The sequence below is a fragment of the Georgenia wutianyii genome, assembly GCF_006349365.1.
In the GTDB taxonomy this organism is placed as follows: domain Bacteria; phylum Actinomycetota; class Actinomycetes; order Actinomycetales; family Actinomycetaceae; genus Oceanitalea; species Oceanitalea wutianyii.
On sequence record NZ_CP040899.1, the window covers coordinates 1,101,298 to 1,121,237 of the forward strand.

At 74.0% G+C, this 19,940-nt stretch carries 21 protein-coding genes; 20 read left to right on the forward strand and 1 reads right to left on the reverse strand.

Going from position 1 to position 19,940, the window contains the following annotated elements; translation table 11 throughout:
- Nucleotides 1–57: 57 nt before the first annotated feature.
- The 9 genes from rplS to FE251_RS04950 all read left to right on the forward strand — a co-directional run bounded on the left by rplS (nucleotide 58) and on the right by FE251_RS04950 (nucleotide 7,972).
- Entirely contained in the window at nucleotides 58–399 is a 342-nt protein-coding gene (gene rplS / locus FE251_RS04910) for a 50S ribosomal protein L19 (protein WP_139073627.1), read from the forward strand.
- 80 nt (nucleotides 400–479) lie between these two features.
- On the forward strand, nucleotides 480–1,229 hold the full coding sequence (lepB, locus tag FE251_RS04915; protein ID WP_230976553.1) for a signal peptidase I: 750 nt from the start codon (nucleotides 480–482) through the stop codon (nucleotides 1,227–1,229).
- A gap of 46 nt (nucleotides 1,230–1,275) precedes the next feature.
- A complete protein-coding gene (locus FE251_RS04920) occupies nucleotides 1,276–2,106 on the forward strand; it encodes a ribonuclease HII (RefSeq protein ID WP_330998310.1) in 831 nt (276 codons plus the stop codon).
- 7 nt (nucleotides 2,107–2,113) lie between these two features.
- The gene (locus FE251_RS04925; RefSeq protein ID WP_139073625.1) at nucleotides 2,114–2,419 is read left to right on the forward strand and encodes a DUF2469 domain-containing protein; all 306 of its coding nucleotides are present in this window, start codon (nucleotides 2,114–2,116) and stop codon (nucleotides 2,417–2,419) included.
- A gap of 123 nt (nucleotides 2,420–2,542) precedes the next feature.
- Complete coding sequence (locus tag FE251_RS04930) at nucleotides 2,543–2,899, forward strand: YraN family protein (protein WP_139073624.1); 357 nt, start codon at nucleotides 2,543–2,545, stop codon at nucleotides 2,897–2,899.
- A 1-nt stretch (nucleotide 2,900) separates the two neighbouring features.
- A complete protein-coding gene (locus tag FE251_RS04935) occupies nucleotides 2,901–4,436 on the forward strand; it encodes a YifB family Mg chelatase-like AAA ATPase (protein WP_139948144.1) in 1,536 nt (511 codons plus the stop codon).
- Complete coding sequence (gene dprA / locus FE251_RS04940) at nucleotides 4,429–5,619, forward strand: DNA-processing protein DprA (RefSeq protein WP_139948145.1); 1,191 nt, start codon at nucleotides 4,429–4,431, stop codon at nucleotides 5,617–5,619. Before FE251_RS04935 ends, dprA begins: the two co-directional genes overlap by 8 nt.
- A gap of 101 nt (nucleotides 5,620–5,720) precedes the next feature.
- The gene (fdhA, locus tag FE251_RS04945; protein WP_139073621.1) at nucleotides 5,721–6,926 is read left to right on the forward strand and encodes a formaldehyde dehydrogenase, glutathione-independent; all 1,206 of its coding nucleotides are present in this window, start codon (nucleotides 5,721–5,723) and stop codon (nucleotides 6,924–6,926) included.
- Between the two features lie 119 nt (nucleotides 6,927–7,045).
- A complete protein-coding gene (locus tag FE251_RS04950; RefSeq protein ID WP_179954777.1) occupies nucleotides 7,046–7,972 on the forward strand; it encodes a tyrosine recombinase XerC in 927 nt (308 codons plus the stop codon).
- A 327-nt stretch (nucleotides 7,973–8,299) separates the two neighbouring features.
- Here the strand turns inward: FE251_RS04950 and FE251_RS04955 are convergent, their stop codons facing one another.
- Nucleotides 8,300–8,851 (reverse strand): M23 family metallopeptidase, encoded by a 552-nt coding sequence (locus FE251_RS04955; protein WP_139948147.1) that lies wholly within the window; start codon nucleotides 8,849–8,851, stop codon nucleotides 8,300–8,302.
- A 554-nt stretch (nucleotides 8,852–9,405) separates the two neighbouring features.
- On the opposite strand from FE251_RS04955, the gene rpsB reads away from it, so the two are divergent.
- The 11 genes from rpsB to FE251_RS05010 all read left to right on the forward strand — a co-directional run bounded on the left by rpsB (nucleotide 9,406) and on the right by FE251_RS05010 (nucleotide 19,919).
- On the forward strand, nucleotides 9,406–10,413 hold the full coding sequence (gene rpsB, locus FE251_RS04960; RefSeq protein WP_139073618.1) for a 30S ribosomal protein S2: 1,008 nt from the start codon (nucleotides 9,406–9,408) through the stop codon (nucleotides 10,411–10,413).
- A 26-nt stretch (nucleotides 10,414–10,439) separates the two neighbouring features.
- Nucleotides 10,440–11,279, forward strand: coding sequence for a translation elongation factor Ts (gene tsf, locus FE251_RS04965; RefSeq protein ID WP_139073617.1), 840 nt, complete (start codon nucleotides 10,440–10,442; stop codon nucleotides 11,277–11,279).
- A gap of 71 nt (nucleotides 11,280–11,350) precedes the next feature.
- A complete protein-coding gene (pyrH, locus tag FE251_RS04970) occupies nucleotides 11,351–12,148 on the forward strand; it encodes a UMP kinase (protein WP_176554795.1) in 798 nt (265 codons plus the stop codon).
- Nucleotides 12,145–12,702: a ribosome recycling factor gene (frr, locus tag FE251_RS04975; protein WP_139073616.1), complete on the forward strand. Its 558-nt coding sequence runs from the start codon at nucleotides 12,145–12,147 to the stop codon at nucleotides 12,700–12,702. The genes pyrH and frr overlap by 4 nt, the downstream gene beginning before the upstream one ends.
- Before the next feature lie 7 nt (nucleotides 12,703–12,709).
- Nucleotides 12,710–13,621 carry a phosphatidate cytidylyltransferase gene (locus FE251_RS04980; protein WP_330998311.1) on the forward strand — a complete coding sequence of 304 codons (912 nt, stop codon included), beginning with the start codon at nucleotides 12,710–12,712 and terminating at the stop codon, nucleotides 13,619–13,621.
- A 31-nt stretch (nucleotides 13,622–13,652) separates the two neighbouring features.
- The gene (gene rlmN / locus FE251_RS04985) at nucleotides 13,653–14,828 is read left to right on the forward strand and encodes a 23S rRNA (adenine(2503)-C(2))-methyltransferase RlmN (RefSeq protein WP_139073615.1); all 1,176 of its coding nucleotides are present in this window, start codon (nucleotides 13,653–13,655) and stop codon (nucleotides 14,826–14,828) included.
- A complete protein-coding gene (locus FE251_RS04990; RefSeq protein WP_456237474.1) occupies nucleotides 14,825–15,379 on the forward strand; it encodes a DivIVA domain-containing protein in 555 nt (184 codons plus the stop codon). Before rlmN ends, FE251_RS04990 begins: the two co-directional genes overlap by 4 nt.
- Nucleotides 15,376–16,542 (forward strand): 1-deoxy-D-xylulose-5-phosphate reductoisomerase, encoded by a 1,167-nt coding sequence (gene dxr, locus FE251_RS04995; protein ID WP_139948148.1) that lies wholly within the window; start codon nucleotides 15,376–15,378, stop codon nucleotides 16,540–16,542. Before FE251_RS04990 ends, dxr begins: the two co-directional genes overlap by 4 nt.
- Nucleotides 16,539–17,846, forward strand: a complete 1,308-nt coding sequence (locus FE251_RS05000; protein ID WP_139948149.1) for a M50 family metallopeptidase — start codon at nucleotides 16,539–16,541, stop codon at nucleotides 17,844–17,846. The genes dxr and FE251_RS05000 overlap by 4 nt, the downstream gene beginning before the upstream one ends.
- 39 nt (nucleotides 17,847–17,885) lie before the next feature.
- Nucleotides 17,886–19,049 carry a flavodoxin-dependent (E)-4-hydroxy-3-methylbut-2-enyl-diphosphate synthase gene (gene ispG / locus FE251_RS05005; RefSeq protein WP_139073613.1) on the forward strand — a complete coding sequence of 388 codons (1,164 nt, stop codon included), beginning with the start codon at nucleotides 17,886–17,888 and terminating at the stop codon, nucleotides 19,047–19,049.
- Nucleotides 19,050–19,088: 39 nt separating this feature from the next.
- A complete protein-coding gene (locus FE251_RS05010; protein WP_230976555.1) occupies nucleotides 19,089–19,919 on the forward strand; it encodes a GNAT family N-acetyltransferase in 831 nt (276 codons plus the stop codon).
- The last annotated feature ends 21 nt before the right edge of the window (nucleotides 19,920–19,940 follow it).

A 19,940-nucleotide genomic window follows, 5' to 3' on the forward strand; every position in this document is an offset into this window, starting at 1 on the left:
GCGACCGCTGCCACGAACAGCGCCGGTGACCTGTGGCACCAGCGGGAAGGCACCAACATGCAGACCCTGGACCACGTCGACTCCGCCTCGCTGCGCGACGACATCCCCGACTTCCGCGCCGGTGACACCCTCAAGGTGCACGTCAAGGTCGTCGAGGGCAACCGCTCGCGTATCCAGGTCTTCCAGGGCTACGTCGTCGGCCGCTCCGGCGCCGGTGTGCGCGAGACCTTCATCATCCGCAAGGTGAGCTTCGGCGTCGGCGTCGAGCGCACCTTCCCGGTGCACTCCCCGTCGATCGACAAGATCGAGGTCGTCACCCGCGGTGACGTCCGTCGCGCCAAGCTGTACTACATGCGCGGCCTGCAGGGGAAGAAGGCTCGCATCCGCGAGAAGCGCTGACCGCGCACGCGAAACCCATCGCTTCTGCCCGGCTCACGCAGCCGGGCAGAAGCATTTCCCGACAGGAGCGAACGCTGGCCGTGACCAACGACGACGAGACCGCGCCGGCCGACGGACGGCGCCGCGACCGGGCCCGCGGGCGGGGCGACCGGGCCGGCGCACAGCCACGCAAGCGCGGCTGGCTGCGCGAGACCGCCATCGTCGTCGTCAGCGCGCTCGTCCTGTCGGTCATCATCAAGACGTTCCTCGTCCAGGCGTTCTTCATCCCCTCCGGCTCGATGGAGGACACCCTCGCGGTCGGTGACCGCGTGCTGGTGAGCAAGCTCGCCCCCGGCCCGCTGGACGTCCACCGCGGCGACGTCGTCGTCTTCGTCGACCCGGGCGGCTGGCTCGAGCAGAAGCCCGACACCCGCAACGCCGTCCAGCGGGGCCTGGAGGAGGCGCTGACGTTCGTCGGGCTCCTGCCGCAGAACGCCGGGGAGCACCTCATCAAGCGCGTCATCGGCGTCGGTGGGGACACCGTCGAGTGCTGCGACGCCGACGGCCGCCTCATGGTCAACGGCGTGAGCATCGACGAGCCCTACCTCAAGCCCGGGGTCAGCCCCAGCGAGACCGAGTTCTCCGTCACCGTGCCCGAGGGGCACCTGTGGCTCATGGGCGACAACCGCTCCAACTCCCAGGACTCCCGCTCCCACCTGGGCGACCCGGGTGGGGGCGCCGTCCCGATGGAGAACGTCGTCGGCACCGCGGCGCTCATCCTGTGGCCCTTCGACCACTGGTCGCTGTTCCGCAACCCCGGCGACACCTTCGCCGAGGTCCCCGAGCCCTGACCGGCGGGCCCGCCGGGCCTGGCGGGTGCATGCTTACCATGGGGACGTGCCTCCCCGTCGCGCCCCCTCCCGCCAGCTCGAGCGCGAGCTGCTCGCCTCCGGCCACCGGCTCGTCGCCGGGATGGACGAGGTGGGCCGCGGGGCCCTCGCCGGCCCGGTGAGCGTCGGGGTGTGCGTCGTCGACGAGCACACCGGGCAGCTGCCGCGCGGCCTGCGGGACTCCAAGCTCCTCGCCCCCGCCGCGCGCGAGGCGCTGTGTGAGCCGGTGCGCCGGTGGGCCGTGGGCAGCGCCGTCGGGCACGCCTCGCCCGAGGAGATCGACGCGCTCGGCATCATCGCCGCGCTGCGCCTCGCCGGTACGCGCGCCCTCGCCACCCTCGCCGCCGACGGAATCCACCCCGACATCGTCGTGCTCGACGGCATCCACGACTGGCTCACCCCGCCCCAGGACCTCTTCGCCGAGCTCGCCGACCCTGCTGCGGCCCCCACCCCGCCCGTGCGCACCCAGGTCAAGGCGGACCTGCGCTGCGCCGTCGTCGCCGGGGCCAGCGTCCTGGCCAAGTGCGAGCGCGACGCGATCATGGTCGACCTCGCCGCCCACCACCCCGCCTACGGGTGGGAGGGCAACAAGGGCTACTCCGCGCCCGAGCACGTCGCCGCGCTGCGCGAGCTCGGCCCGTGCGAGCTGCACCGCCGCTCGTGGCGGCTGCCCACCGCGCTGCCGGGCGACGACGCCGCCGTCGCCGAGGCCGTCGCGCAGGCGGTCGAGGAGGCGGTCGAGGACGCCGTCGCCGACGCGGCGGAGGCCTCCGCCGCGGGGCAGCCCGGCCGCGCCGAGGCGTCTCGTGACGCACTCGTGGCCGCACCCGGGGCATGATGGGCTCGTGAGCGCAGAGGACCTGGAGAACTACGAGGCCGATCTCGAGCTCGAGCTGTACCGCGAGTACCGCGACGTCGTCGGGCTCTTCTCCTACGTGGTGGAGACCGAGCGACGGTTCTACCTCGCCAACGAGGTCGACCTGCAGGTACGCAGCGCCGGGGGAGAGGTGTTCTTCGAGCTGACCCTCGGGGACGCGTGGGTGTGGGACGTGTACCGCTCCGCCCGCTTCGTGCGCTCGGTGCGGGTCGTGACGTTCAAGGACGTCAACGTCGAGGAGCTGCCCAAGGCGGAGCTCAACCTCCCCTCCTGAGCCGGCTGCTCTCCCGAGCCTGCTCCACAGCGCGCGCCCGCGAGCTGCCCGTCCCCCGGGCGGGTGGCGCGGCCGCCGGGGCGTGGGCGGCCGCTGCGAGGCTGCTCGCGGAGGTGGTGCCCGGTGGCTGCGAAGGACGAGCTCGGCGCGCTCGGCGAGCGGATCGCCGTCGCGATGCTCGAGGAGGACGGCTGGCGGATCCTCGACCGCAACTGGCGCTGCCGCGAGGGCGAGATCGACATCGTCGCCCGCGACGGTGCCACGATCGCCTTCGTCGAGGTCAAGACCCGCAGCGGGACCCGGTTCGGGCACCCCGCCGAGGCGGTGCACCCGGCCAAGCTCGAGCGGCTGCGCCGGCTGGCCGCCCGCTGGCTGCGCGAGCACGCCGAGCACGCCGAGGAGGTGCGGGTCGACGTCGTCGCCGTGCTGCGCCCACGCACCGGTCCTGCGCTCGTCCAGCACCTCAAGGCGGTGGGCTGAGGTGGGCCTGGCGCGCACGTGGTCGGTCGCGCTCGTCGGCGTCGAGGGCCATCTCGTCCAGGTCGAGGCGCACGCGGCGAGCGGGCTGCCCGCGCTCACCCTCGTCGGCCTGCCCGACGCCTCCCTGTCGGAGGCCAAGGAGCGCGTCCGGGCGGCGGTCACCTCCAGCTCGCTGCCGTGGGACGCGCGCCGCCGCACCGTCAACCTCTCACCCGCCTCCCTGCCCAAGGCAGGATCGGCGTTCGACCTCGCCATCGCCGTCGCGTGCCTCGGGGCCGAGGGGCTTCCCGGCGCCGAGCGGGCCGGGGGAGTGGTCCACCTCGGCGAGCTCGGCCTCGACGGCCGTGTCCACCCGGTCCGCGGGGTGCTGCCCGCCGTCGCCGCCGCCGTCGCCGCCGGACGCCCTCACGTCGTCGTGCCCGCCGCGAACCTCGCGGAGGCGCGGCTCGTGCCCGGGGCGCAGGTGCGCGGTGTGCACCACCTCGCCGAGCTCGCCAGGGAGTACGGCGCGGACGTCACGCCCCCGCCCGCCGAGGAGCTCCCGGGCCCGCCGATTCCCGCCGGGCGGGCCCGGGAGGAACGCGACCTCGCCGACGTCGTCGGGCAGGACGACGCGCGCTTCGCGCTCGAGGTCGCCGCCGCCGGAGGACACCACCTGTTCATGGTCGGCCCGCCCGGGGCGGGCAAGTCGATGCTCGCGGCCCGGCTGCCCGGCCTGCTGCCCGACCTCGAGGACGCCGACGCGCTCGAGGTCACCGCCATCCACTCCGTCGCCGGCACCTTCGACGGCGGGCTCGTGCGCCGCCCGCCGTTCGAGGAGCCGCACCACACCGCGACCGCCCAGGCGATCGTCGGCGGAGGGTCCGGCGTGCCACGGCCCGGCGCCGCCTCCCGCGCGCACCGCGGCGTCCTCCTCCTCGACGAGGCGCCGGAGTTCCCCCGCCGGGTGCTCGACACCCTGCGCCAGCCGCTCGAGCGCGGCGAGCTCGTCGTCCACCGGGCCCGCGGCGCCGCCCGCTACCCCGCACGCTTCCAGCTCGTCCTCGCCGCCAACCCGTGCCCGTGCGGAAAGGCCTCGGGCACCGGCCTCACCTGCACGTGCACCCCGCTCGAGCGGCGCCGCTACCTCGCCCGGCTGTCCGGCCCGCTCCTGGACCGCGTCGACCTCCAGATCGACGTCCCCTCCGTGACCCGCGCCGCCGCCGCGCTCGGCGGCCGGGGGGAGTCGAGCGCCGTCGTCGCCGCGCGGGTGGCACGCGCGCGCGCCGCGCAGCGCGAGCGGCTCGCCCACACCCCCTGGCAGACGAACTCCGAGGTGCCCGGCGCCTGGCTGCGCGCCGCCGAGCACGGGCTCGGCCCGGCGGCCCGGGCCGTCCTCGAACGGGCGCTGGACACCGGCACGCTCAGCCTGCGCGGCATGGACCGCGTGCTGCGCACCGCGTGGACGCTCGCCGACCTCTCCGGGCGTCCCCACCCCGGCCTCGACGAGGTCGGGGCCGCCATGAGCCTGCGGATCAGGGGAGGACCCCGTGGCTGACCTGCCCTTCGACGTCACCGACCCGCGGCTCGCGGCCGCCGCCTGGACCCGCCTCGCCGAGCCCGGCGACGCGGCCGCGGGCACCCTGCGCGCCCACCTCGGCGCCGCCGGCGCGCTCGACTGGCTCTGCCACGTGGACTCCCGCGGCTGGTCCGGCCGCGCGTTGCCCGCCGGGTCGGTGGACGCCGGCGTGTCGCCCCCGTGGGAGGAGGCGGTGGCCCGCTGGCTCCCGCGGCTGGAGAACCTCGACATCCGCCGCGAGCTCGCCGTGCTCCACTCCCTCGGCGGACGCCTCGTCGTCCCCGGCGACGACGAGTGGCCCACCGCCCTCGACGACCTCGCCGAGCGTGCACCCGCGGCGCTGTGGGTACGCGGCGCAGGGCGCCTCGACCGGCTCGGGCGCAGCGCCGCCGTCGTCGGCATGCGGGCGAGCACGGGCTACGGCGACCACGTGGCCGCCCAGCTGGCGATCGACCTCGCCGAGCGGGGCGTCGTCGTCGTGTCCGGCGGTGCCTACGGCATCGACGCGGCCGCGCACCGAGGGGCGCTGAGCGTCGGCGGTCCCACGTGCGCGGTCCTCGCCGGCGGGGTGGACCGGCTCTACCCGGCGGGCAACACCGCGCTGCTCGAGGCGGTCATGGCCGAGGGCGTCGTTCTCGCCGAGCCGGCGCCCGGGTCGGTGCCCGGCCGGCACCGCTTCCTCCTGCGCAACCGCCTCATCGCGGCGCTCGGGCAGGTGTGCGTCGTCGTCGAGGCGGCGTGGCGCTCCGGCGCCCTCAACACGGCCCGGCACGCCGAGCAGCTCCTGCGGCCGGTCGGCGCGGTGCCCGGGCCGGTGACGTCCATGGCCTCCGTGGGCTGCCACCGCCTCCTGCGCGACACCGACGCCGTCTGCGTCACCGGGGCCGCCGACGTGCTGGAGCTGCTGTCCCCGAGCGGTCAGGACCTCGGCGAGGAGCCGCCCGTCGAGCGGGCGCTGCTCGACGGGCTCGACCCGCTCGGCGCCCGCGTGCTCGACGCCCTGCCGCTGCGGACTGGGGCCACGGTGAGCAACCTGGCCCGTGCGGCAGGGCTCAGCGAGCAGGAGGTGCGCTCCGGCGTCGGGCGCCTCGAGCTGGCCGGGCGGGCCGAGCGCTCCGGGGCCGGGTGGCGGCGGGCGCGTGACCCCCGCGGGGGTGCGTGACGCACGTCACATCCGTTAGCGTGGCGGGACGTGCCCGAGCCGCACACGTCTCGCACCCCTGCACTCGCGCTGCCCTCGGGCGGACACGGGAGGGAACAGACATGGCTGGCAACAGAGCGGTTGCGTACAAGGGCCCCGGCACCGTCGAGGTCATCGAGATCGACTACCCGACGTTCGAGCTCAAGGACGGGCCGGGGGTCAATCCCGCGAACGTCGGGCGCAAGGTCCCCCACGGCGTCATCCTCAAGACGGTCGCCACGAACATCTGCGGCTCGGACCAGCACATGGTCCGCGGGCGCACCACCGCCCCGCCCGACCTCGTCCTGGGCCACGAGATCACCGGCGAGGTCGTCGAGACCGGCCCCGACGTCGAGTTCGTCAGGAAGGGCGACCTCGTCTCGGTGCCGTTCAACATCTCCTGCGGGCGCTGTCGCAACTGCAAGGCCCGGCGCACCGAGATCTGCCTCAACGTCAACCCCGACCGGCCGGGCAGTGCCTACGGCTACGTCGACATGGGGGGATGGGTCGGCGGGCAGGCGGAGTACGTCCTGGTCCCCTACGCGGACTGGAACTGCCTCGTCTTCCCCGACCGGGACCAGGCGATGGAGAAGATCCTCGACCTCGCGATGCTGTCGGACATCCTGCCCACCGGTTACCACGGCGCCTACAGCGCCGGGGTGACCACCGGGTCGACGGTGTACGTCGCGGGAGCAGGCCCCGTCGGGCTCGCGGCAGCGGCCTCGGCACAGCTGCTCGGGGCGTCGGTGGTCGTCGTCGGTGACTTCAACGCCGAGCGCCTCGCCCAGGCCCGCAGCTTCGGCTGCGAGACGATCGACCTCGCCAAGGGGCAGCCGCACGAGCAGATGGAGCAGGTCATCGGCGACCCGTTCGTCGACGCCGCCGTCGACGCGGTCGGCTTCGAGGCGAAGGGCCACGAGGGCAAGGAGGCCCCGGCGACCGTCCTCAACAGCGTGATGATGGTGGCCGACGCCGGGGCCGCCGTCGGCATCCCCGGGCTGTACGTCACCGGTGACCCGGGCGGCGTCGACGAGTCCGCCAAGCGCGGTGCGCTCTCGCTCGACTTCGGCACCGGCTGGGCCAAGGCGCTGTCCTTCGTCACCGGCCAGACCCCGGTGATGAAGTACCACCGCGACCTCATGAAGGCGATCCTGCGCGACCGGCTGCACATCGCGAAGGCGGTCAACGCCGAGGTCATCAGCCTCGACGACGCCCCGCGCGGCTACGCCGAGTTCGACAAGGGGGCGGCGCGCAAGTACGTCATCGACGCGCACGGCTCGCTGGGCTGACCGTCTGCCTCGCCGGGCTCCTCCCCGTCCGCCGCCTCGTCGGTCGGCCGGGGGGCCCGGCGGGCGATGCCCCGGCGCGGCTGGTTGCCCTCGCCACGGCGACGCGCGACGGTGAGCGCGTGCACGACACCGACGCCCTCCTCGCCGCCTTCGCGCGGCACCTCGAGCTCCAGCGCGGGCTGTCGGAGCACACGGTGCGCGGGTACGTCTCGGACGTGCGCTCCCTCCTCGCCTCCCTCGCGCCGGCGGGTGCGGACGGTGAGGACTCCGCCGCCGTCGACCTCGCGGACCTCGACCTCACGACGCTGCGCGCCTGGCTCGCCGGGCAGGCCCGTGAGGGGCGCTCGCGGGCGACGGTGGCGCGTCGGTCCGCGGCCGCCCGGACGTTCTGCACGTGGGCGCACCGTCAGGGCCACCTCACCGCCGACGTCGGGCGGCGGCTGCAGAGCCCGCGCCCGGACAAGCGCGTGCCCCAGATCCTCGCCGTCGACGAGGCGGCCCACCTGCTCGACCTCGCCGAGCAGGCCGCCGACGACGGCGACCCGGCCCACCTGCGCGACTGGGCCGTCCTCGAGCTGCTGTACGCCACCGGAGTACGGGTCGCCGAGCTCGTCGGCCTCGACCTCGACGCGCTCGACCGGCGCGAGCGCACCGTGCGGGTGCTCGGCAAGGGCGGCACCGAGCGGGTCGTGCCCTTCGGCGTGCCCGCCGACCGTGCGCTGGGGGAGTGGCTGGAGCGCGGCCGGCCGCAGCTGGTGACCCCGGCGTCTCCGCCCGCGGTGTTCCTCGGTGCCCGCGGCGGCCGGCTCGGGGTACGTGCCGTGCGCGAGCGCGTCCACAAGCTCACGGCGCTCGCGGGTGTGCGCGACCTCGCCCCGCACGGCCTGCGGCACAGTGCCGCCACCCACCTGCTGGCCGGAGGGTCCGACCTGCGCACGGTGCAGGAGGTCCTCGGCCACGCCTCCCTCGCCACGACCCAGCGCTACACCCACGTCACCCCCGAACGCCTCCGCGCCGCCTACACCCAGGCCCACCCCCGCGCCTGACCCCCGCCCCCAACCCCGCGAGAGCCGAGTTCCGCGCGAGAGCCGACTTCCGCGCGACAGCCGACTTCCGCGCGAGAGCCGAGTTCCGCGCGAGAGCCGAGTTCCGCGCGAGAGCCGACTTCCGCGCGAGAGCCGAGTTGTGCGCGAGAGCGGACTTCCGCGCGACAGCCGACTTGTGCGCGAGAGCGGACTTCCGCGCGAGAGCGGACTTCCGCGCGACAGCCGACTTCCGCGCGAGAGCCGAGTTCCGCGCGAGAGCCGACTTCTGCGTGAGAGGCGACCTCCACGACCATCCCTTCGGCTCCCCGCAGCACGACCCGCGTGAGGTCACCCGCCCCCATGAAGGGGGAGCAGCCGGATGACGACCTCCGCCGTCACGAGGCTGAGCGGGTCGAGGTAGTCGTCGCGACCTCGGCGTGCGCCCCAGTGGAGACAGTGCTCCGGTGCGCAGTGCCCGAGCCCGGCCAGCGTCCCGATCGGCTCACCGCGCGTCACACCGGCGCCGCGTCGCACGACGGCGGAGACCGGCTCGTACGTCGTGCGGATGCCGTCGGCGTGGTCGATCGAGACGACGCCACGCCCGGCGACCGACCCCGCGAAGACGACCACGCCGTCGGCCGCCGCGAGCACGGGCGCGCCGTCGCCCAGGGCCAGGTCCGCGCCGCGGTGTCCGGCAGCCCACCGCTCGGGCGGCGGCTCGAACGGGCGAACGACCGTCGCCGGGGAGCCGGTCGGCCACCCGTACTCCACCTGGGCAGAGTCCGTTCCCGTGAACACGGACGGTTGGGGTTGCTCGACCGTCGGGCCGCTGAGCAGCACCAGCCCGCCGACGACGCCGAGCACCGCCGCTGCACCCGCCACGTTTCCTGCCAGCCCCATGTCGTGAGGATGACGCGACCGTGCCGCCGGACGGGCTGGGGCAAGCTTCGCCTGTGCTCAGGTGGTCGCTGTCCCCGCGTTGTGGAGCGGGACGGTGCGTGCGCCAGAGGACTGCGGTCGTGCGGAAGTCGGCTGTCGTGCGGAAGTCGGCTGTCGTGCGAAAGTCGGCTGTCGTGCGGAAGTCGGCTCTCGCGCGCAAGTCGGCTGTCGTGCGGAAGTCGGCTCTCGCGCGCAAGTCGGCGCTCGCGGGGTGTGCTGGGGGTGACAGGGCGGGCGGCGTGGGACGGGGGAGGGGTGCGGTAGAGTTGGCGGCGCAGCCGGAGCGATCTGGTTGACATCGCGTGCCCACATGTCGCGCTCGCAGTCGGCTCACCCCGACCCAGCGACGCGAGGCGGTCGGCGCGGTCCCGCCCAGCGGGTGCCGGCAGCCGTGAGCACCAGGAGCGGCGACCACCCGGTCGACCGCAGACAACCCGAACCGCGGTCAGAGCAGCGGCACACCCGCGCCCTGGCCGCCGAACGTGCGGGAGCTCCCGCACCGGAAAGGACGAGCCATGGCCGTCGTCACCATGCGCCAGCTCCTCGAGAGCGGCGTGCACTTCGGGCACCAGACCCGCCGCTGGAACCCGAAGATGAAGCGCTTCATCTTCACCGAGCGCAACGGCATCTACATCATCGACCTGCAGCAGTCGCTGACCGACATCGACCGGGCGTACGAGTTCGTCAAGGAGACGGTCGCGCACGGTGGGTCGATCCTCTTCGTCGGCACCAAGAAGCAGGCCCAGGAGGCCGTGGCCGAGCAGGCTGCGCGCGTCGGCATGCCCTACGTCAACCAGCGTTGGCTCGGCGGCATGCTCACGAACTTCACCACCGTGCACAAGCGGCTCCAGCGCATGAAGGAGCTCGAGCAGATCGACTTCGACGACGTCGCGGGCTCGGCCTTCACCAAGAAGGAGCTGCTCATGATGCGCCGCGAGAAGGAGAAGCTCGAGCGCACCCTCGGCGGCATCCGCGACATGGCCAAGCTGCCCTCCGCCGTGTGGATCGTCGACACGAAGAAGGAGCACCTCGCCGTCGCCGAGGCGCGCAAGCTCAACATCCCCGTCGTCGCCATCCTCGACACGAACTGCGACCCGGACGAGGTCGACTACGGCATCCCGGGCAACGACGACGCCATCCGCGCCGTCGGTCTGCTCACCCGCGTGATCGCCGACGCCGCCGCTGCCGGCCTCGTCACCCGCCACGGCGGGGGCTCGGGCGCCGCCCCGACCGAGGCCGAGCCGCTGGCCGAGTGGGAGCGCGAGCTCCTCGCCACCGGCGAGGGCGACCAGAGCGCCCAGGCCTCCCCGGTCGCCGCCGAGCAGGCCGACCCGGCCGTCGAGGCCGCGAACCAGGCCGCCGGTGTCACCAACGACGCCGAGCAGGTCGCCGCGGCCGCCGAGGCCGGCGAGGAGTCCGCTCCGGCCGTCAGCGCCGAGGGCGCGGACGCCACCCAGGTGGCCGACGACGCCCCCGCGACGGACGCCCCGGCCTCCGACGACACCACGGCCTCCCAGGCCTGAGCCCCGACCCCGACTGGAGAACACTTATGGCGAACTACACCGCCGCTGACATCAAGGCCCTCCGCGAGAAGACCGGCGCGGGCATGATGGACGTGAAGAAGGCTCTCGACGAGGCCGACGGCGACGCCGAGAAGGCCACCGAGATCATCCGGGTCAAGGGCCTGAAGGGCGTGGCCAAGCGTGAGGGGCGCGCCGCCTCCGACGGTCTCGTCGCGATCGAGGTCGTCTCCGACGACGCCGGGGAGACCGGCGTCATGGTCGAGCTCAACTCCGAGACCGACTTCGTCGCGAAGAACCAGGTCTTCGTCACGCTGTCCGAGAAGGTCCTCGCCGCCGCGGTCGCCTCCGGCGCCGCCGACGTCGAGTCCCTCCTCGCCGCCCCGGTCGACGACACCACCGTCGGCGGGCTGATCGACGAGACCGCCGCCACGCTGGGTGAGAAGCTCGTCCTGCGCCGCGTCGCCCGCGTCTCCGGTGAGAAGGTCGCGAGCTACCTGCACCGCACCGCCAAGGACCTGCCCCCGCAGGTCGGCGTGCTCGTCGCCACGGACGCCGCCGGCGCCGAGGTCGCGCGCGACGTCGCGATGCACATCGCGGCCTACAGCCCGCAGTACCTCACCCGTGAGGACGTGCCGGCCGACGTCGTCGAGAGCGAGCGTCGCATCGCCGAGGAGACCTCGCGCAACGAGGGCAAGCCGGAGGCCGCGCTGCCGAAGATCATCGAGGGCCGGATGAACGGCTTCTTCAAGGAGTCCGTCCTCCTCGACCAGGCCTTCGCCCGCGACCCGAAGACCACGGTCGGCAAGGTCGTCGAGGGTTCCGGCGGCAAGGTGACCGCCTTCGCCCGCTTCCGCGTCGGCGCCTGAGTAACCACGTCGGGTGGCCCCGGCCCCACCGGGGCCGGGGCCACCCGCGTACCATCCCTTCGGAGGTCTGCATGAACGTCACGTCCGACATGCCCCGCGCCCGCCGGGTGCTGCTCAAGCTCTCCGGCGAGGTCTTCGGTGGTGGCTCCATCGGACTGGACGCCGACGTCGTCTCCGGTGTGGCCCGCCAGATCGCCGAGGCCACCCGCGCCGGCGTCGAGGTCGCGATCGTCGTCGGCGGCGGCAACTTCTTCCGCGGCGCCGAGCTGTCCAAGCGTGGCCTGGACCGCTCCCGCGCCGACTACATGGGCATGCTGGGCACCGTGATGAACGCCCTCGCCCTCCAGGACTTCCTCGAGCAGGCCGGGGTGCGTACCCGCGTGCAGACCGCCATCACCATGGGCCAGGTCGCCGAGCCGTACATCCCGCTGCGTGCCGTGCGCCACCTCGAGAAGGGCCGCGTCGTCATCTTCGGCGCCGGCGCCGGCATGCCGTTCTTCTCCACCGACACCGTGGCCGCGCAGCGCGCCCTGGAGACGCACTGCGACGAGGTGCTCGTCGGCAAGAACGGCGTCGACGGCGTCTACACCGCCGACCCCGCGCTCGACCCGACGGCCACCCGCCTGGACCACGTGACCTACGCCGACGCGCTGCGCCGCAACCTGCGCGTCGTCGACGCCGCGTCGTTCTCGCTGTGCATGGACAACGGCCTGTCGATGCGCGTCTTCGGGATGAACGGCCCGGGCAACGTCACGCGGGCGCTGCTTGGTGAGAAGATCGGAACACTGGTGACGGTCGACGACGCCCCCGCGACCATTCCCGGCACCACCACCGGTGCCACGGACGAGACGATGAAGGAGCTACGGTGATCGACGAGATCCTCCTCGAGGCCGAGGACAAGATGGACAGGGCGGTCGACGCGGCCGGCGAGGACTTCGGCAACATCCGTACCGGCCGTGCGAACGCCGGGATGTTCAACCGCATCCTCGTCGACTACTACGGCGCGCCCACGCCGCTGCAGCAGCTCGGCTCCCTCACCATCCCCGAGGCCCGCACCGTGCTCATCGCGCCCTACGACCGTGGCGCGACCGCCGCGATCATCAAGGCGCTGCGCGAGTCGGACCTGGGGGTGAACCCGACCGACGACGGCAACGTCATCCGCATCGTGCTGCCCGCCCTCACCGAGGAGCGTCGCCGCGACTACGTCAAGCTCGCCAAGACCAAGGCCGAGGACGCCCGCATCTCCATCCGCAACCACCGCCGCAAGGCGAAGGACGAGCTCGACCGGATGAAGAAGGACGGCGAGGTCGGCGAGGACGAGGTCGACCGCGCGGAGAAGGAGCTCGAGGGACTCACCCGCAAGCGGGTCGAGGCCGTGGACGAGCTGCTCGCCGGCAAGGAGCGAGAGCTCCTCGAGGTCTGAGCCGGAGGTGAGCACCACCGGCGGCGACCCGCCGCTCACCCGTCGCCAGATCCGCCAGATCCAGGCGGGGGCCCAGCGCGCCCTCGTGCCGCCGCCGCCCCCGAAGCCGGGCAGCCGCGCGGGCCGTAACCTCCCCGCGGCCATCGGCGTGGGCCTGGGCCTGCTCGCGGTCCTCCTCGCCAGTCTCTTCCTGCGCGAAGAGGCGTTCGTCGTGCTCGCGCTCGTCGCGACGAGCGGCGGGCTGTGGGAGTTCGCGCGCGCGGTCGGCACGCACGGCGTCACCGTGCCGCTGCTGCCGCTGTGGGTGGGCAACGCGGGGATCCTCGTGTCGGCCTACACGAGCGGCCCGGCGGCGATGCTCGTCGCCTTCCTCCTCACCGCCGGGGGCGTGCTCGTGTGGCGCGTGGTCGACGGTGGGGGACCGGACGCGGTGCGCGATGCCTGCGCCGGGGTGCTGGGCTCGGCCTACGTCTCCTTCCTTGCCGGGTTCGCCGTCCTGCTCCTCACCGAGGACAAGGGCCCGTGGCTCGTCCTCACGTTCGTGCTGTGCGCGGTGGCCAACGACACCGGCGGCTACGTCGCCGGGGTGCTGTTCGGCAAGCACCCGATGGCGCCGTCGATCAGCCCGAAGAAGTCGTGGGAGGGAGCGGGCGGCTCGGTCCTGCTCGCCGCGCTCGTCGGTGTGGGGATGGCCACCCTGGCGCTCGACACCCCGTGGTGGACGGGCCTGCTCCTCGGGGTCGGCGCCGTCGTCACCGCGACGGTCGGCGACCTCGCGGAGTCCCTGCTCAAGCGGGACCTGGGGCTCAAGGACATGGGCACGCTGCTGCCCGGGCACGGCGGGATCCTCGACCGGCTCGACTCGCTCCTCATGACCGCGCCGGTGAGCTATCTCCTGCTCACGACGTTCGTCAGCTGATTCCCAGGATCATCTGAGAGAATCGGCCGCGATGTCGACGACCTCCCTGCCCCCGACGCCCGGCGCTGCCGGCGAGCGTCCGCGGCTCACCTTCACCGCCCGCCGCCGCGGCAAGCCGCCGCGCCACCTCGCCGACCTCTCCCGGGAGGACCGAGCCCAGGTGCTGCGCGAGAAGGAGCTGCCCGCCTTCCGCGCCGACCAGCTCTCGCGCCACTACTTCGGCCACCTCACCCGCGACGTCGCCGCGATGAGCGACCTGCCCGCCCAGGGCAGGGACGAGCTCGTCGCCGAGCTGCTCCCCGAGCTGCTCACCGAGGTCCACAGCCTCCAGGCCGACGGCGGGGCGACCCGCAAGTCGCTGTGGAGCCTGTTCGACGGCGCGAAGGTCGAGTCGGTCCTCATGCGTTACTCCGAGCGGGCCACCCTGTGCGTCTCCTCCCAGGCGGGCTGCGGGATGGCCTGCCCGTTCTGCGCGACCGGCCAGCAGGGCCTCACCCGCAACCTCTCGACGGCGGAGATCGTCGAGCAGGTGCGCGTGGCCGCGGCCGCGTGCCGCGACGGCCTGCTCACCGGCGGGCCCACCCGGCTGACGAACGTCGTCTTCATGGGGATGGGGGAGCCGCTGGCGAACTACCGCGCCGTCGTCGACGCGGTGCGCCGCATGGTCGAGCCCACCCCGGCGGGCTTCGGGCTCTCGGCCCGCAACGTCACGGTCTCGACGGTCGGGCTCGTGCCCGCCATCGACAAGCTCGCCAAGGAGGGCCTGCCGGTCACCCTCGCGGTGTCCCTCCACGCCCCGGACGACGGCCTGCGCGACGAGCTCATCCCGATCAACTCGCGCTGGAAGGTCGGTGAGCTGCTCGACGCCGCCCGCCGCTACTTCGACGCGACCGGGCGCCGCGTGAGCATCGAGTACGCCCTCATCCGCGACATCAACGACCACCAGTGGCGCGCCCAGCTCCTCGCCGACGAGCTCGTCGCCCGCGGCCGCGGCTGGGTGCACGTCAACCCCATCCCGCTCAACCCGACGCCGGGCTCGAAGTGGACGGCATCCGACCCGCGGGTGGAGGACACGTTCGTGCGGACCCTGCGCGCGGCCGGGATCCCGACGACGGTCCGTGACACCCGCGGCAGCGACATCGACGGCGCCTGCGGCCAGCTCGCGGCCGAGACCCTGGCGGCGAACGCTCCACGGGAGGGGCAGTGAGCACGATGTTCCCCGTCGTCGGGCGGATGAGCACCGGTTACGACCGTGACCAGGTCGAGCAGTTCTTCACCCGCGCGCGCCAGGCCTACGAGACGGGCGCGGTGGGGGACGCGGGGCTGACGGAGGGTGACGTGCGCACTGCCGCGTTCGACCTCGTGCGCGCCGGCTACGCGACCGGCGCCGTCGACTCGGCCCTGGACCGGCTCGAGGCCGCGATCGTCCAGCGGCGCCGGGACGCGTTCGTCGCCACCCACGGCCAGCAGGCGTGGATGGACCGCATCGCCGAGCGCGCGACGACCCTCTACCCGCGGCTCGTGCGCCCCGCGGGGGAGCGCTTCGCGGCCCCGGAGAGCGGGCGCGGCTACTCGCGTGACGCCGTCGACCGCCTCATGGACCGGCTCGTGGACTACTTCGACGCGGACGGCGACCTCACGGCCGCCGAGCTGCGCGCCGCGACCTTCCCCTCCGCGGGCCGCGACAAGGCCTACGCCGAGGGAGTGGTCGACGCCTACCTGGACCGCGCCGTCGAGGTCCTCCTGGCCGTCGAATGACCACCCTCACGCTCCTCGGCTCCACGGGGTCCATCGGCACCCAGGCCCTGGAGGTCGCCGCCGGCTACGACGTCGTCGCCCTCGCCGCGGGCGGTGGGAACCTGCGCCTGCTCGCCGAGCAGGTGCTCGACCACGACGTCCCCCTCGTCGCCGTCGCGCGCGGGGAGGCGCAGGAGGTGCGCGCCGCGGTCGCGGCCGTCGCCGCCGAGCGCGGCGTCCTCGCCCCTGCCGTCGAGGTGCTCGTCGGCCCGGGCGCCGCGACCGAGCTCGCCGGGGCCGGCAGCGACGTCGTCCTCAACGGCGTCACCGGCTCGGTCGGCCTGGAGCCCACCCTCGCCGCGCTGCAGGCCGGCTCGCGCCTCGCGCTCGCCAACAAGGAGTCCCTCGTCGTCGGCGGCGCGCTCGTGCGCGCCGCGCGCCGCAGCCCCGACCAGATCGTCCCGGTCGACTCCGAGCACTCGGCGATGGCCCAGGCGCTGCGCTCGGGCACGCACAGCGAGGTCGCCCGGCTTGTCCTCACCGCCTCCGGCGGCCCCTTCCGCGGGCGCCGCCGCGAGGAGCTCGCCGGCGTCACCGCCGCGCAGGCGCTGGCCCACCCCACGTGGGACATGGGCCCGGTCGTCACCGTGAACTCCGCGACCCTGGTGAACAAGGGGCTCGAGCTCATCGAGGCCCACCTGCTCTTCGACGTGCCCACCGAGGACATCACGGTGGTGGTCCACCCCCAGTCGGTGGTCCACTCGATGGTGGAGTTCACCGACGGCTCGACGATCGCGCAGGCCTCCCCGCCCGACATGCGCCTGCCCATCGCGCTCGCGCTCTCATGGCCCGCCCGCCCGCCGCGCGCCGTCGCGCCGTGCCGCTGGGACGAGGCCACGAGCTGGACCTTCGAGCCGCTCGACGAGGACACCTTCCGGGGTGTGCGCCTCGCGCGGCAGGCCGCCGCCGCGTCCGCGACCCACCCCGCCGTCCTCAACGCGGCGAACGAGGAGTGCGTCGCCGCGTTCCTCGCCGGCCGCCTGGGCTTCCTCGAGATCACCGACGTCGTCGAGCAGGTCCTCGCCGAGCACGACGGCGTCCCGGCCGCCGCCCTCGACCTGCGGGCCGTCCACGAGGCCGAGGCCTGGGCCCGGCGCAGGGCACAGGAGCTGGCCGCGCGATGAGCTTCCTCGTCGGCGTCCTCGTCCTCGTCGTCGGGCTCGTCGTGTCCATCGCCCTGCACGAGGTCGGCCACCTCGTGCCCGCCAAGCGGTTCGGGGTCAAGGTCACCGAGTACTTCGTCGGCTTCGGGCCGACGCTGTGGTCCCGCCGCCGCGGGGAGACCGAGTACGGCGTCAAGGCCGTCCCGCTCGGCGGGTACGTCCGGATGATCGGCATGTACCCGCCCGCCCGGGAGGGCGCGACCGTCCGGCGCCGCCGCGACGGGCGCCCCACCCTCGTGGAGGAGGCGCGCGAGTTCTCCCTGGCCGAGGTCGGGCCCGGGGACGAGCACCGCACGTTCTCCTCCCTCAGCGTGCCGAAGAAGCTCGTCGTCATGCTCGGCGGGCCGGTGATGAACCTGCTCATCGCCGCCGTCCTCATCGCCGTGGTCCTCGTCGGCTTCGGCGTGCCGGCCTACACCTCGACGCTCGGCAACGTCCAGGAGTGCCTGACCACCGAGGCCGCCGAGTGCACCGACGCCGACCCCGCCGCTCCCGGTGCGCTCGCCGGCCTCGAGCCCGGTGACACGGTCGTGTCCTGGGCGGGCCGGCCGGTCGAGACGTGGGACGACGTGCGCGCCGCGATCGCCGACTCCGGCACCGCCCCGGCGCGCGTCGTCGTCGAGCGGGACGGCACCGAGCGCACGGTCACCGTCACCGCCGCCCTCACCGAGCGGCCCGTCGTCGTCGACGGCGAGGTCCGCACGGGCGCCGACGGCCGGCCGCTCACCGAGGCGCAGCCCTTCGTCGGCATCGCGCCGACGGCGGCGCTCGTGCGGCAGCCGCTGTCCGCGGTGCCCGGCCGGGTGGCCGAGTCCGTGGGGGCGACCTTCGGCGTCGTGCTCACCCTGCCCCAGCGCCTCGTCGACATCGCCCAGGCGGCGTTCGGCGACGAGGAGCGCGACGCGAGCGTCGTCGGCCTCGTCGGCGTCGGGCGCTTCGCCGGGGAGATCGCCTCGCTCGAGGGCGACAGCTACGGGGTGGCCGAGCGCACCGCCGACATGCTGAGCCTGCTCGCCTCGCTCAACCTCGCCCTGTTCGTCTTCAACCTCCTGCCGCTCCTGCCGCTCGACGGCGGGCACGTCGCCGGCGCCCTCTGGGAGGGGCTGCGCCGGCGGGTGGCGGCCTGGCGTGGTCGCCCCGACCCCGGCCCGGTCGACGTCGCCCGGCTGCTTCCGCTGACCTACGTCGTCCTCGCCGTCATGGTCGCGATGAGCCTGCTGCTGGCCTACGCGGACATCGTGCGACCCGTCACGCTCTCCGGCTGAGCCGTGCACGGACCCCTGGCCGTGAGGGATACTTGCAGGGTGAGCACACCGATCTCCCTGGGAATCCCGACGGTCAAGGAGCAGCCGCCGGTGCTGGCTCCTCGCCGCCCGACCCGCAAGATCCGCGTCGGCAACGTCGAGGTGGGTGGTGACGCTCCCGTGAGCGTCCAGTCGATGACGACGACCAAGACGCACGACATCAACGCCACGCTCCAGCAGATCGCCGAGCTCACCGCCTCCGGCTGCGACATCGTCCGCGTCGCCTGCCCCACGGACAAGGACGCCGAGGCGCTGCCGATCATCGCGATGAAGTCGCAGATCCCGGTGATCGCCGACATCCACTTCCAGCCGAAGTACGTCTTCGCCGCGATCGAGGCCGGGTGCGGCGCCGTGCGTGTCAACCCGGGCAACATCCGCAAGTTCGACGACAAGGTCAAGGAGATCGCCAAGGCCGCCTCCGACGCCGGGGTCTCCCTGCGCATCGGCGTCAACGCCGGCTCCCTCGACCCGCGCCTGCTGAAGAAGTACGGCAAGGCCACGGCCGAGGCGCTCGTCGAGTCCGCCGTGTGGGAGGCCTCCCTCTTCGAGGAGCACGACTTCCACGACTTCAAGATCTCCGTGAAGCACAACGACCCGGTCGTCATGGTGCGCGCCTACGAGATGCTCTCCGAGCGCGGCGACTGGCCGCTGCACCTCGGGGTCACCGAGGCCGGCCCCGCGTTCCAGGGCACGATCAAGTCCGCCACCGCGTTCGGCGCGCTGCTCTCCCAGGGCATCGGCGACACCATTCGCGTCTCGCTGTCCGCGCCGCCCGCCGAGGAGGTCAAGGTCGGGTCGCAGATCCTCGAGGCCCTCAACCTGCGGCCCCGCAAGCTCGAGATCGTCTCCTGCCCCTCCTGCGGCCGCGCCCAGGTGGACGTCTACACCCTCGCCGAGGAGGTGACCGCGGGCCTCGAGGGCCTCACGGTCCCGCTGCGCGTCGCGGTCATGGGCTGCGTCGTCAACGGCCCGGGGGAGGCCCGCGAGGCGGACCTCGGGGTGGCCTCCGGCAACGGCAAGGGCCAGATCTTCGTCAAGGGCGAGGTCGTCAAGACCGTCCCGGAGGACCAGATCGTCGAGACCCTGATCGCCGAGGCGAACCGGATCGCCGAGGAGATGGGCCTGGAGTCCGACAGCGGCACGCCTGTCGTCACGGCCGGCTGAGGGATGCTCGGCCGGTGGCTGCACCCTGCGGGTGCGCGGGTGCGACCGCTGCGTGAGGAGGACCGCGAGGCGGCCCTGGAGCTGTGCGCCGTCGACCCGGTCGCCAGCGTGCTCGCCGCGGTCCAGGTCGAGCAGCTCGGCCGGCGCCGGCTCTCCGGGGCCGAGCTCTTCGGCGTGTGGCGCGAGGGCCGGCTGGAGGCCCTGTGCTGGTCCGGCGCCAACCTCGTCCCCGTCGGGGTCGAGGACCCCGAGCTGCTCGACACCGTCGCCGACCACGTCCGCTCGCGGGGCCGGCGCGCCTCCTCCCTCGTCGGGCCCGCCGAGCAGGTCCTGCCGCTGTGGGAACGGCTCGGCCCCTCGTGGACACGTGCCCGGGAGGTGCGCGCGGACCAACCGTCGATGGCGATCACCGGCCCTGCCGCCGTCGAGCCCGACCCGCTCGTGCGTCTGAGCTCGCTCGACGAGCTCGACGTCGTCGTGCCCGCGTGCGTCGCCATGTTCACCGAGGAGGTCGGCTACTCCCCGCTGGCCTCCGGCGGGGCCTACGCCGCGCGGGTGCGCGAGCTCGTCGCCACCAACCGGTCCTACGTGCGCATCGAGGAGGCGCCGGAGGGGCCACGCGTCGTGTTCAAGGCCGAGGTCGGCGCCTGCGCCCTCGGCGTCGCCCAGATCCAGGGCGTGTGGGTGCACCCCGAGCACCGCGGGCAGGGGATCGCCGCCCCGGGCATGGCCGCGGTCGTGGAGGACGTGCGGATGCGCACGGCCCCGACCGTCTCCCTCTACGTCAACGGCTACAACGCCGCCGCGCTGGCCACCTACCGCCGCGCCGGCTTCGAGCAGGTCGGCACCTACGCCACCGTCCTGCTCTGACCCGCGGCGAGGGACGTACCT

Bases quoted from the DNA above. Each gene is read 5' to 3' on its own strand.
- fdhA (WP_139073621.1), top strand. From the start codon at position 5,721: ATGGCTGGCAACAGAGCGGTTGCGTACAAGGGCCCCGGCACCGTCGAG.
- dxr (WP_139948148.1), top strand. From the start codon at position 15,376: ATGACCACCCTCACGCTCCTCGGCTCCACGGGGTCCATCGGCACCCAG.
- pyrH (WP_176554795.1), top strand. From the start codon at position 11,351: ATGAACGTCACGTCCGACATGCCCCGCGCCCGCCGGGTGCTGCTCAAG.
- tsf (WP_139073617.1), top strand. From the start codon at position 10,440: ATGGCGAACTACACCGCCGCTGACATCAAGGCCCTCCGCGAGAAGACC.
- rlmN (WP_139073615.1), top strand. From the start codon at position 13,653: ATGTCGACGACCTCCCTGCCCCCGACGCCCGGCGCTGCCGGCGAGCGT.
- rpsB (WP_139073618.1), top strand. From the start codon at position 9,406: ATGGCCGTCGTCACCATGCGCCAGCTCCTCGAGAGCGGCGTGCACTTC.
- FE251_RS04955 (WP_139948147.1), bottom strand. From the start codon at position 8,851: ATGGGGCTGGCAGGAAACGTGGCGGGTGCAGCGGCGGTGCTCGGCGTC.
- rplS (WP_139073627.1), top strand. From the start codon at position 58: ATGCAGACCCTGGACCACGTCGACTCCGCCTCGCTGCGCGACGACATC.
- FE251_RS05000 (WP_139948149.1), top strand. From the start codon at position 16,539: ATGAGCTTCCTCGTCGGCGTCCTCGTCCTCGTCGTCGGGCTCGTCGTG.